Source organism: Sphingobium limneticum, assembly GCF_008710155.1.
Lineage (GTDB): Bacteria > Pseudomonadota > Alphaproteobacteria > Sphingomonadales > Sphingomonadaceae > Sphingobium > Sphingobium limneticum.
Genome location: NZ_VYPZ01000008.1, coordinates 213,687 through 225,910, shown reverse-complemented (window position 1 = coordinate 225,910; position 12,224 = coordinate 213,687). Strand labels below are relative to the sequence as shown.

9 protein-coding genes, 1 tRNA gene, 2 rRNA genes and 1 riboswitch are annotated in these 12,224 nt (G+C 62.5%); of the genes, 7 read left to right on the top strand and 5 right to left on the bottom strand.

The genetic code is table 11. The annotated features are described in order from the left end of the window. The 3 genes from F4U94_RS12495 to F4U94_RS12485 all read left to right on the top strand — a co-directional run. Window positions 1-93 (top strand): 23S ribosomal RNA (locus tag F4U94_RS12495); the annotation flags it as partial. Between the two features lie 174 nt (window positions 94-267). Continuing rightward, window positions 268-382 (top strand): 5S ribosomal RNA (gene rrf / locus F4U94_RS12490). A gap of 91 nt (window positions 383-473) precedes the next feature. Then, window positions 474-550, top strand: a tRNA-Met gene (locus F4U94_RS12485). Window positions 551-589: 39 nt separating this feature from the next. On the opposite strand, the gene F4U94_RS12480 is transcribed toward F4U94_RS12485, so the two are convergent. After that, a complete protein-coding gene (locus F4U94_RS12480) occupies window positions 590-2,698 on the bottom strand; it encodes a prolyl oligopeptidase family serine peptidase (RefSeq protein ID WP_150411922.1) in 2,109 nt (702 codons plus the stop codon). Next, window positions 2,698-2,991, bottom strand: coding sequence for a hypothetical protein (locus F4U94_RS12475; protein ID WP_120252254.1), 294 nt, complete (start codon window positions 2,989-2,991; stop codon window positions 2,698-2,700). The genes F4U94_RS12480 and F4U94_RS12475 overlap by 1 nt, the downstream gene beginning before the upstream one ends. Before the next feature lie 38 nt (window positions 2,992-3,029). After that, a riboswitch (TPP riboswitch) is annotated at window positions 3,030-3,140 on the top strand. Window positions 3,141-3,195: 55 nt separating this feature from the next. Between F4U94_RS12475 and F4U94_RS12470 the strand changes: the two genes are divergently transcribed. The 3 genes from F4U94_RS12470 (at window position 3,196) to F4U94_RS12455 (ending at window position 6,595) form a co-directional block, all read left to right on the top strand. Next, on the top strand, window positions 3,196-3,603 hold the full coding sequence (locus F4U94_RS12470) for a DUF2065 domain-containing protein (RefSeq protein ID WP_120251402.1): 408 nt from the start codon (window positions 3,196-3,198) through the stop codon (window positions 3,601-3,603). An 11-nt stretch (window positions 3,604-3,614) separates the two neighbouring features. Then, entirely contained in the window at window positions 3,615-5,588 is a 1,974-nt protein-coding gene (gene thiC / locus F4U94_RS12465) for a phosphomethylpyrimidine synthase ThiC (RefSeq protein ID WP_427771765.1), read from the top strand. A 686-nt stretch (window positions 5,589-6,274) separates the two neighbouring features. Continuing rightward, window positions 6,275-6,595, top strand: coding sequence for a LysR family transcriptional regulator (locus F4U94_RS12455; protein WP_232015757.1), 321 nt, complete (start codon window positions 6,275-6,277; stop codon window positions 6,593-6,595). A gap of 151 nt (window positions 6,596-6,746) precedes the next feature. On the opposite strand, the gene F4U94_RS12450 is transcribed toward F4U94_RS12455, so the two are convergent. Continuing rightward, on the bottom strand, window positions 6,747-7,451 hold the full coding sequence (locus F4U94_RS12450) for a DUF6891 domain-containing protein (protein WP_120251403.1): 705 nt from the start codon (window positions 7,449-7,451) through the stop codon (window positions 6,747-6,749). 400 nt (window positions 7,452-7,851) lie between these two features. Between F4U94_RS12450 and F4U94_RS12445 the strand changes: the two genes are divergently transcribed. Beyond that, entirely contained in the window at window positions 7,852-9,696 is a 1,845-nt protein-coding gene (locus F4U94_RS12445) for an ABCB family ABC transporter ATP-binding protein/permease (protein WP_120251404.1), read from the top strand. A gap of 18 nt (window positions 9,697-9,714) precedes the next feature. Here the strand turns inward: F4U94_RS12445 and F4U94_RS12440 are convergent, their stop codons facing one another. Both F4U94_RS12440 and F4U94_RS12435 read right to left on the bottom strand, forming a co-directional pair. Next, window positions 9,715-10,110 (bottom strand): acyl-CoA thioesterase, encoded by a 396-nt coding sequence (locus F4U94_RS12440; protein WP_120251405.1) that lies wholly within the window; start codon window positions 10,108-10,110, stop codon window positions 9,715-9,717. Next, window positions 10,110-12,170: a S9 family peptidase gene (locus F4U94_RS12435; RefSeq protein ID WP_120251406.1), complete on the bottom strand. Its 2,061-nt coding sequence runs from the start codon at window positions 12,168-12,170 to the stop codon at window positions 10,110-10,112. The genes F4U94_RS12440 and F4U94_RS12435 overlap by 1 nt, the downstream gene beginning before the upstream one ends. Window positions 12,171-12,224 lie beyond the last annotated feature (54 nt).

Genomic DNA, 12,224 nt, shown 5'->3' with positions numbered 1-12,224 from the left:
AGCCGTCGTAGACCACGACGTTGATAGGCTGGATGTGGAAGTGCGGTAACGCATGGAGCTAACCAGTCCTAATTGCTCTTATCGCGCTTAAGAGTCCCACCATCAACATCAGCACTGGCAACAGTGAAGAATGTAACGATGGCGGTTGTTAAGCCAGCCCAGATATATAAATTACACATACCAAACGCGGCTGTTGCCGTGTTTGGCAAGCAAACACTTTTGTGCACGGCATCGATCAAAAAACCAATATATGCGCCAGCTTCATTGCTTGGTGACCATAGCGTCTGTGACCCACCCGATCCCATCCCGAACTCGGCCGTGAAACCAGTCTGCGCCGATGGTACTATTGCTCAAGCACTGGAAGAGTAGGGCGTCGCCAGGCATTGAAGCTCGCGCATATATCGGACACAAAACCCATTCATAAGTCTTGTAAAAGGGCGGCGTCGAAAGACCCGCCCTTTTATCATTGGTGGCGCGGGATGGAGCAGCCCGGTAGCTCGTCAGGCTCATAACCTGAAGGTCGTAGGTTCAAATCCTACTCCCGCAACCAAATGAAAAAGCCCGCCAATCCGGCGGGCTTTTTGCTTATCTACTTCCCCTCCAGAAACCGGCTGAAATACACCATCTGCATCGCCTGCAATCGCGCACCCTGCGCAATGTCGGAGTCGCCAGAATGGCCGCCGGCGGTATCCTCGTAAAAATAATAGGGCAACCCATAATCCTTCAGCCGCGCCGCGAATTTACGCGCATGCTGCGGACCCACGCGGTCGTCCTTCGTCGTGGTCCAGATATAGGGCGTGGGATATTTCACGCCCTTGCGGATGTTCGCATAGGGCGAAATCTTTTCCAGAAATGCCTTCTCCGCCGGCACCGACACGCTGCCATATTCGTCCACCCAGGACGCGCCGGCTGCGATCTGCTCGTACCGGACCATGTCCAGCAACGGCACCTGGATCGTCACGGCGTTCCACAGTTCGGGATGCTGGGTGAATTCCACCCCCATCAACAGCCCGCCGTTCGATCCGCCATAGATACCGAGCCGCCGGGGCGAGGATAATTTGCGCGCGAAGATGTCCTGCGCCACCGCCGCGAAATCATCATAGATGATCTGCCGCTTCGTCTTCAGCCCCGCCTCATGCCAGGCCGGGCCGAATTCGCCGCCGCCGCGAATATTCGCCAACACGAAGCTGTTGCCCCGCTCCAGCCACAGCTTGCCCGTGCTCGCGGCATAGCTGGGCGTCATGGCAATCTCGAACCCGCCATAGGCGGTCATGATCGTCGGGGTGGACCCGTCGGGCTTCATGTCCTTGCGATGGACGATGAAATAGGGGATTTTCGTCCCATCGCTCGACGTCGCCTCAAATTGATCGACGGTCAGGCCCTGCGCATCGAACCGGGCCGGCATGGCCTTCACTTGAGTCGGAGCAGGGTGGTTGGCATCCAGCGCCCAGAGCGTCGTGGGCGACAGGAAGCCGGCCACCGACAGATAGGCGTTATCATTCTTGTCGGTCGCGCTGGCGATCGCGATGGTCGCATTGTCGGGCAAGGCCAGCGGCCTGCTCGTCCATTTGCCGCTTCCCGGCGTCAGCACCAGCACCCGCCCACGCACATTATCGTTGAGGACCAGGATCACCCGGTTCTTCGTCGCCGCCACGCCGTCGATCGACTGGCGGGCATTGGGCGCGAACAATATCTGCGGCTTGAGCGTCTCGCCCGCTTCCAGCGCCTGCAATGGGACGGCCGCCAGCGATCCCGCCGGCACGGTCACGCCGCCGCTTTCCCAAAGCTCGCTGGTCTGGATCAGCACCTGTCCCTGCACCATGCCCTGCAACTGGCTCTTGGCGGGGAGGGGGAGCCTCTTCACCCCTTCACCCGTGACGAGATAGGTTTCGTTGCCGAAAAAGGTCACGCCGCGATAGAGAAAGGCCGCGCGGTTGCCCGATCCGTCCGACAACAGCATCGGGAAGGTGCCGACCTGATCGCTGGCCGCGCCCCGATAGATTTCCCGCGCCGCCGACAAGGGCTGCCCGCGTTGCACCAGCTTCACCACGAAGGGATAGCCCGACTTGGTCATGCTGCCTTCGCCCCAGTCGCGGGCCAGCAGCAGGGAGTCCTTGTCCAGCCACGCTTCATTCTGCTTGGAGGTGGGAATATCGAAACCGCCCTGCACGAACGCGCCCGACACCAGGTCGAACTCGCGCAGCGTCACCGCATCCTCGCCACCGTCCGACAGGTTGATCAGCGCCAGCCGTTCCTCGGGATCGAGGATGGTCGCACCCTTCCACACCCATTTCTTGCCGTCCGCCTTCGACAGGGCGTCCAGGTCCAGCACCGTCGTCCAGTGCGGCGCCTCGGTCGCATAATCGGCTTCAGAAGTGTAACGCCAGATACCCTGCGGATGATCGGCGTCGCGCCAGAAATTATAGACGCGGCCATGAACCAGCATCGGCATGGCGATCCGGTCCTTGGCCGATGCGATGGCGAGCGCGTCCCGATAGTAACCGGCATAGCGCGGATCGCCCTGTAGCGCGGCCTCTGTCGCCTTGTTCTCCGCCTCGACCCACTGCATCGCCCGCGGCCCGGTCCAATCCTCCAGCCAGATGAAGGGGTCATCCGCCGGCGCAGCGGAGGGGGAAGGGGGCGCGCCGGCCCCGGTCAGCATCGCGGCAGTCACCAACAGCATCATCCTCTTGTTCATCAGCACTTATCCCCCGGCAAGGTGAATCGCCCCTTCATATAGCGGGCGCGCAACACGGCGCTCGCTATCAGCAGGGGTAACGCGCCCAGCATCAGCAGGCTCCCGATCAGGCTGGGCGACCAGCCCCACAGGCTGTGCAGGCCAAAGGCGGCGGGCGCCATGACCAGCAGGAAGCCCAGCGTCAGCAGCCACAATCCCCATCGGCGCGGCCGCACCGCCACCATGCGCATTTCATGGCGCCAGGCCTTGCGGCCAGCCTTGGTCGACAGATCGGGGGGCGGGGTATCGAACATAAGCTGCTGGACCTTGTGCCGTTTCGCCCCTATCCTGTCCAGCATCCCCGGGGGACCGCGCACAAGCGGTTGAGAGGCAGCTGAAGTGGCTGCGACCCGTCGAACCTGATCCGGCTGACACCGGCGTAGGGAGGGAACGGCTTGTGTAATCCGCAAACCGCGTCCGCCCTGCGTCTTTGAGAAGAGACGAAAGAGAGGCGGCCCATGGATACGATTTCCGTTCTGACGCTGCGCCTGGCCGAAATTTTCGGCCTCTACATGATCGTCATCGGCATTGGTGGTCTGGCCAGCCCGCCGCGCTGGCGGGCGGTGATGGACGATCTCAACCGATCGCCGGGCCTGGTCGTGGCGCTGGGGTTCGCCGTCTTCGCGGTCGGCGGCACGCTGGTCCTGATCCACAGCATATGGACCGACCCGCTCGCCGTCGTTGTCAGCCTGATCGGCTATGTCGCGCTGATCGAGGGCGCGATGTTGCTTGCCGTGCCCGGCCCGCTCATCCGCATCGGCCACTGGTCGACCGGCTTCATCCGCGTCTGGGCCGGCATCGCGCTCATCCTCGGCATCCTCCTCTTCCTCGCCGGCCTCACCGGCCGCGCCACCATTTCCGTCTGAAAGGCTAATCCATGGCAGATGTCCCCGCCCGCACAGAAATGCCCGAAGCCGAAGGCTTCATCGGCCGGCAGGCCGCAATGCCCGAAGCCGAAGGCTTCATCGGCCGGCAGGCCGCAATGACCGTCACCACTGGTCCCATTCGCGGGTCGAAGAAGATCCATGTCGGCCCGCGCAAGGTCGCAATGCGCGAGATTCATCTGGAGCCGGGCAGCGGCGAGCCGCCGGTGCGCGTCTATGACACGTCTGGACCCTATACCGATCCCGATGCGCGGATCGACATCATGGCGGGCCTTCAGCAATTGCGCCGCGACTGGATAATCGAGCGCGGCGATGTGGAAGACTATGACGCCCGCGCGATCAAGCCGGAGGATAATGGGCTCAAGGGGCCGGACCGCTCAGGCGGCGTCCAGCCATTCCCGAATCTCGTAAAGCGGCCCCTACGTGCCAAGCCCGGCGCCAATGTCTCCCAGATGCACTATGCCCGGCGCGGTATCATCACGCCGGAAATGGAATATGTCGCGGAGCGCGAGAATCTGGGCCGCGCGCGCCTCGCCGAATATGTCCGCGACGGCGAAAGCTGGGGCGCGTCCATCCCCGACTATGTCACCCCCGAATTCGTTCGGGACGAAGTCGCCCGCGGCCGCGCCATCATCCCGTCGAACATCAACCACCCGGAATCCGAACCGATGGCGATCGGCCGCAATTTCCTGGTGAAGATCAACGCCAATATCGGCAACAGCGCGGTCGCCTCCGACGTCGCGGCCGAAGTCGACAAGCTGGTCTGGTCGATCCGCTGGGGCGCGGACACGGTGATGGACCTGTCCACCGGCCGCAACATCCACGACACGCGCGAATGGATCTTGCGCAACTCGCCGGTCCCGATCGGCACCGTCCCCATCTATCAGGCGCTCGAAAAGGTCGGCGGCATCGCCGAGGATCTGACATGGGACGTTTTCCGCGACACGCTGATCGAGCAGGCGGAACAGGGCGTCGATTATTTCACCATCCATGCCGGCGTGCGCCTGGCCTATATCCCGATGGCGGCCAAGCGCGTCACCGGCATCGTCTCGCGCGGTGGTTCCATCATGGCGAAATGGTGCCTCGCCCATCATCGCGAAAGCTTCCTCTACGAGCATTTCGACGAAATCACCGAGATCATGAAGGCTTATGACATCGCCTACAGCTTGGGCGACGGCCTGCGCCCCGGCTCCATCGCCGACGCCAACGACGAAGCGCAATTTTCCGAACTCTACACGCTGGGCGAACTGACCCACCGCGCCTGGAAACAGGATGTGCAGGTGATGATCGAAGGGCCGGGCCATGTGCCCATGCACAAGATCAAGCAGAATATGGAAAAGCAGCTGCAAGTCTGCGGCGAAGCGCCCTTCTATACGCTCGGGCCGCTCACCACCGACATCGCGCCGGGCTACGACCATATCACCAGCGGCATCGGCGCGGCGCAGATCGGTTGGTATGGCACGGCAATGCTTTGCTATGTCACGCCCAAGGAGCATCTGGGCCTGCCCGACCGCGACGACGTGAAGGTCGGCGTGGTGACGTACAAGCTGGCCGCCCACGCCGCCGACCTAGCCAAGGGCCATCCCGCAGCGCAGGTCCGCGACGACGCACTCAGCCGCGCGCGCTTCGAATTCCGCTGGCGCGACCAGTTCAACCTGAGCCTGGATCCCGAAACCGCCGAACATTATCACGACCAGACGCTCCCGGCCGAAGGCGCCAAGAGCGCGCATTTCTGCTCCATGTGCGGCCCCAAATTCTGCTCGATGAAGATCACGCAGGAAGTCCGGGATTTCGCGGCCAAAAAGAACCAGCCCGCCGACGGCTTCCTGGAAGCGGGCCTGACCGGCGCGGAAGTGGCGCAAGCCAGCAAGGCCGCCGCGCTCAAGGGCATGGAAGAGATGAGCAGGCTCTTCAAGGCCACCGGCAGCGAACTCTATATGGGCGCTGGCGGTAGGGAGCATGATTGAGGAAGGTGGCCGATGATCCGGGCTTGGCTGGCAGAGTTGTCGCGACGGTTCGCCCATAAAGGGGAATCGCATCGACTATACACACCCCGGCCACCGCATCCGGCTAATGTGCCGGGTACCTTCTATGTGGAGGACGGGTGCTGTATCTCCTGCGGCGTTTGGGAGGATGTCGCGCCCGACCTGCTGGCATGGTTGCCGGACGGGTCATATTCTCACTGCTACGTCGCGCGTCAGCCCGAAACGGATGAGGAATTTGTCAGAATGATGGATGCGATGCATGTCGGCGAAGTCGACTGCATTCGCGCCCGTCACTGCCGACCCGACTGGGCGGATCGACTCCGGCAGGCGGGATTGGGACATCATATTGATCCGAATGGGATATGATTATGTCTTGGTCTTCGCCGGCCATGGCATAGTCGGCGCATGGCCAACCGAAAACTCAAAGTCGAAGATTGCGATGACGGCGCAGCACTCATCCTTCCGGCGGATTTGCTGGCATATCTGGGTGTGGCTGTGGGCGACACTCTTCATGCTACATGGACTTCCAACGGGGTTGCGCTTTCTAAGATTTCTCCAACTCCGGATGGAAGAGGGAAAGAAGCGGGTGAGGCTGGGGATAGCATGAGGAATTGATCGGGCTTCGTCTCCCCTTTCCTATTAGGAAATCCTCTGATCTATCCTCATGGATGGAACAGACTTCTCCCCCCAATCCGCCCGCTTGCCCTGCCAAAAAACGCCGCGCCCGCTGGACGCCCGCGTTGCAGGCCAGCTTCCTTGGCACATTGCTCCACACCGGCAGCGTTCGCTACGCCGCGCGCGCGGTGGGCATGTCGCCGTCCAGTGCGCATCGCCTGCGTCGCCGCCTTGCCGGCACGGAGTTCGATCGCAACTGGGCGGAAGCGCTGATGTTGCATGAGCGCACGATGCATCACCCGCTGGCCGTATATATGGGCAGTGGTGGCGCTGCGTCCATAATAGGAAGGGGGGCGTCGCGAGAGCGTGTGTGAAGCCTGGCGAGCGCCATCCGAACGCCTCGCGAAAGCTTCGCGAGCGCTTCGGGCGCAAAAGCCGTGCCACGGTGTGAACTTCGGCGCTCAGGCACGATTGCCGATCGGGTGCAGCCATCCGATAACCGGGACATCGCGTAGAACCGATATTCTAGTCCTGGATCAGCACCGCGCTACGCCGCTTCTTCCATTCCAGCGACACGCCGATGCGCTGCTCCAGCCGCCCGTCCCAGCGGGTCGTCAGCCCATGCGCCTCCAACTGCTCGACGATGCGATGGCCGATCGCGACCGCCTTGTCCTCGCCCTGGTCGCAGGCGCCATAGTTCAAATAAAGGCCATGGCCCTCGACCGCGGATTCGGTGTCCTGCATGTGGAAAAAGGCGTATCCCTCCACGCCCAAGCCTTCATCCTGCGCCGCTTCGATCTCGTCCCAGATTTCGGACGCGCCGCATGTGCCGCAGCAGGTGAAATTCTGCCGCGCGACGATGCCTTCCTCTTCCAATGCGTCGAAGGCGGCATCCAGCCGGTCGCAATCGGTCATTTCCGACCAGTCCCGCTCGGCCGCGCGATGATCGGCCAGCGCCGCGCGCAGCGCCGCCGACGCCTCGACCCGCAACAGCGGCCGGGGCAATTCCTCCTCGAACACATCGTTGGCGTTGGTCAGGATCGCGTCATCGTCGAAAAAGCCGCCCGCGACATCCCGCCGCACCAGATCGCGCAAAGCGGCGACGGGATCGTAACTGGGCGCGGCGTTGCCAGTCGAATTAGACGTCGGGGCAGGGCCTTTCGCCTCGCATATCTGGTCGTTGCCGGCAGCCTGTTTTCCGAAAATCCGCTTCCACAAAGACCCGAACATGCGCCTGTCTTGCCTCCTGCGATGCGTCACGACGGTCCCATCATGCCGCGCTATGCCGCAAAGGAAAAGAGTCTAAAGCGTCGCTTTGTTCCGTTACGGGGGCGGTTCGATCACAATGGCCCCATGATCCTTGTTCAACGGACCCGGTTTCGCCGCCATCGGGCCGAACGGTGCCTGGTCGACAGTCCCGTCGATGATAGAGCCTTGCCGCCGCATATTGCGCAGCCATTCGGCCACGACGCAGGGCATCTTTCCGATAGGAACATGATTGCGCAATATTCAGTCGAGTTCAGCGGGAAATGTGCGAAGTTAAGCGCGACTTTTCTTATCGCTGGGCCGATCCGCATCCCTGGTGGCACAATCACTGGATTGCGGCGCCGCAACCCCTACATAGGCGCCGATGCCACCTTCCACGCCCGACTCCACGCCGATCCCGCCCGTCTGGGCGACGCTGCGCCGCTTCCTGCCCTATCTGTGGCCGGCCGATTCTGCCGCGCTGCGCCGCCGCGTCGCCATCGCCATGGGGCTGGTGCTGCTGGCTAAGATCGTCAGCCTCGCCATGCCCTTCGCCTACAAGGCGGCGATCGACCGGATGGCGCCGGGCATGGAGCCGGCAGTCGGCCTCGCCATGGCGCTGGTCGCCACCTATGCCGGCGCCCGTTTCGCCAGCGTCTTGTTCGACAATCTGCGCAATGCCGTGTTCGAAAAGGTCGGGCAGGAGGCTGGACGGCGCTTGGCGGACGATGTCTTCGTCCATCTGCACCGCCTGTCGCTGCGCTTCCACCTCGACCGCCGCACCGGCGCCGTGACGAAGATCGTGGAGCGCGGCACCAAAAGCATCGACACGATGCTCTATTTCCTGCTGTTCAACATCGCGCCGACCGTGCTGGAGCTGGTCGCGGTCTGCATCATCTTCTTCGTCAAATTCGGTGCCGGACTGGTCGTCGCCACGCTCGTCATGGTGGCGCTCTATATCGGCTTCACACGCACCGTCACCGAATGGCGCAACCAGTTGCGGCGCGACATGGTCGACATGGACACCAATGCCGTCGCCCATGCCGTCGACAGCCTGCTCAATTTCGAAACGGTCAAATATTTCGGCGCCGAGCAGCGGGAGGCGACCCGCTACGGCAGGGCGATGCGCCGCTATGCCAAGGCGGCGGTCAAGAGCGAGAACAGCCTCGCCTGGCTCAATATCGGTCAGTCGCTCATCACCAACCTGATGATGGCGGGCGCGATGGCGTACACCGTGTGGGGCTGGAGCCGGGGGCAATTCACCACCGGCGACGTCGTGCTGGTCAATACGCTGCTCAGCCAGCTGTTCCGGCCGCTCGACCTGCTCGGCATGGTCTATCGCACCATCCGCCAAGGGTTGATCGACATGGAGGCGATGTACAAGCTGATCGACACGCAGCAGGAAATCGCCGACCGGCCCGACGCCCCGGCGTTGCAGCCGCATGGTGGCGCCGTTCGCTTCGATCATGTGCGCTTCGGCTATGATCCCGAACGCGAAATCCTGCACGATGTCAGCTTCACCGTGCCGGCGGGCAAGACGTTGGCGATCGTCGGCCCATCCGGTGCCGGCAAATCCACCATCGCTCGCATCCTGTTCCGCTTCTACGATATCCAGTCGGGGCAAGTGTCGATCGACGGGCAGGATATCGCCGGCGTGACCCAGGCCTCGCTGCGCGCCGCGATCGGCATCGTGCCGCAGGACATGGTCCTGTTCAACGACACGGTCGGCTATAATATCGGCTATGGCCGGGAAGGGGCGAGCCAGGCGCAGATAGAGGCGGCGGCGAAATCGGCTTCCATCCACGACTTCATCATGGATATGCCGCAGGGCTATGCCACGCGGGTCGGCGAGCGCGGCCTCAAATTGTCGGGCGGCGAGAAACAGCGCGTCGCGATCGCCCGCACGCTGCTCAAGGATCCGCCGGTACTGGTGTTGGATGAAGCGACCAGCGCCTTGGACAGCCGCACGGAAACGGAAATCCAGACCGTCCTGCGCGACATCAGCCGCAAGCGCACGACTCTGGTGGTGGCCCACCGCCTATCGACCGTGGTCGATGCGGACGAAATCATCGTGCTGGACAAGGGCGTGATCGTGGAGCGCGGCCGCCATGCCGACCTCGTCCGCGCCGACGGCCTCTACGCGCTCATGTGGGCACGACAGGCCGCCGAGCGGGAGGAAATGCCGACCGAACCGGGCATAGCGGATGTGTTCGAGGTCGTCCGACCCTGACCGATCCTCTGAAAGGGGTCAGTCGATGAAGTTGGCCGCCACCTCGGCCGGAACCCGCAGGATTCGGCCGGTCGCCTTGTCGATGATCGCCCAGGTGGATTTGGCCGAAACCTTCACCTTGCCATCCGGCCCGGTAAATTCGATCAGCCGGTCGAACCGCGCCCCCCGTGGCGGTTCGGGAATCCATGTCCGCGCCGTCACCACGTCACCCTGCGTCACATTGCCGCGATAATCGACCTCATGCCGGGTCACGACCCAGATATAGGCATCGACATGGGCGGGATCGGCATCCTGCCGCCAATGCTCGACCGACACCTGCTCCATCCACTGGACCCAGACCGCATTGTTCACATGGCCCAGTTCGTCGATATGCTCGGGACAGGCGGTGATCTGCTTGGTGAAACTGGACGCCATCAGCCCTCCACACCCAATTGCCACAGGATGAACGCGAATTCCTCCGCCGTCTCATGCAGGCTTTCGAATCGCCCCGACTTGCCGCCATGGCCCGCGCCCATATTGGTCTTGAGCAGCAGGATATTCTGGTCCGTCTTGGTCGCCCGCAGCTTCGCCACCCACTTCGCCGGTTCCCAATAGGTAACGCGCGGGTCGTTGAGGCCCGCCGTGACCATCAGCGGCGGATAGGCCTGCGCGCTGACATGGGTATAGGGATCATAGCTCTGGATGGTGCGGAACGCGGCCTCATCCTCGATCGGATTGCCCCATTCGGGCCATTCGCCCGGCGTCAGTGGCAGCGTTTCGTCCAGCATGGTGTTGAGCACATCGACGAACGGCACATGCGCCACCACAGCGCCCCACAGGTCGGGATCGGAATTGATCACGGCACCCATCAATTCGCCGCCGGCCGATCCGCCCGAAATGCTGATCTTGCCCTTCGACGAATAGCCGAGATCGATCAGCCCCTTCGCGACATCGACGAAATCAGTGAAGGTATTGACCCGCTTGTCCAGCTTGCCGTCCAGATACCATTGCTGGCCCAGATCGTCGCCACCGCGAATATGGGCGATGGCAAAGGCGAAACCGCGATCCAGCAGCGACAGGCGGCTGGTCGAAAAGCCCGGCTCCATCGCCATGCCATAAGCGCCATAGCCATAAAGATGCAGCGGCGCGCTGCCGTCGCGTGGGAAATCCTTGGGATAAACGATCGATACGGGAATCTGCGTGCCATCGCGCGCCGCGATCATCAGCCGCTCGGCCGCATAGCCGGTGGCGTCATAGCCCGACGGGATTTCCTGGACCTTCAGCACCTCCAAAGCACCCGTGTCCAGATGATAGTCGTAGATGGTGTCCGGCGTGACCATCGATTCATAGCCGATGCGCAGCTTGGTCACGTCATATTCGGGATTGTCGTCCAGCGAAGCCGAATAGCTGGCTTCCGGGAAAGGGATGCGCTTGGGCGTGTGCGTCGCATAATCGCGCAATTCGATCTGGTCCAGGCCGTCCTGACGCCCTTCGGTGACGTAGAAACCCTTGAACAGGGTGAAATCGGTCAGGTAGAAATGCGCGTCCGCGCCGATCACTTCGGTCCACTGGTCGGGCGCTTCCAGCGTCGCCTTGACCAGCCGGAAATTGGGATGGCTGTCGTTGGTCTTGATGTAGAGCGTGCCCTCATGCTCATCGACGTCATATTCGCGGCCGGCCTTGCGCGCTGACACGAGCAGTGGCGTCGCGGTCGGGTCGTCGGACGGAATCAGCCAGGCTTCGCTGGTCACATGATCGCCGGTCGCAATGACGATCCACTTTTCCGAAGAGGTCAGGCCGATCGAGACGCGGAACCCTTCATCATCCTCATGGAACAGTTCGACATCGCTCTCGATGCTCTGGCCCAGCCAGTGCAGCCGCGCATTGTCGGTCCGCCAATTCTCGTTGGCCAGGCCGTAGAGCAGCCCCTTGCTGTCGGCCGTCCACACCAGCGATGACAGCGTATCCGGGATCACTTCGGGCAGTATCTCGCCGGAGAACAGATCCTTGATACGCGCCTCGAACCGCTCCGAGCCATTGGTATCGATCGCGTAGGCCAGATAGCGGCCATCCGGGCTGACCGACATGGCGCCCAGCCGGAAATAGTCATGCCCCGCCGCCAGTGCGGGTTCGTCCAATATCAGTTGGTCGTCACCGCCGGCGGACGGCTTGCGATACCATTTGCGATATTGCGCCCCCGTCTCGAAAGCGCGCCAATAGATATAGTCGCCATCCTTTTGCGGAACCGACTGATCATCTTCCTTGATGCGCCCCTTCATCTCCTGGAACAGCGTGTCGAGCAGAGGCTTGTGCGGCGCCATCGCCCCTTCGAACCAGCCATTTTCGGCCTCCAGATAGGCCAGGACATCCTTGTCCTTCACATCGGGATAGCCCGGATCGCGCAGCCATGCATAAGGGTCGTCCACCGTGATGCCGTGATGCGAGAAGCTGTGCTGGCGGCGGTCGGCGACGGGAGGCTGCATGTGATCGGTCATTAACTATCCATGGTTCAGACGGGGGCTGCGCTGGAATAAGCGCGCCTGTCCCTC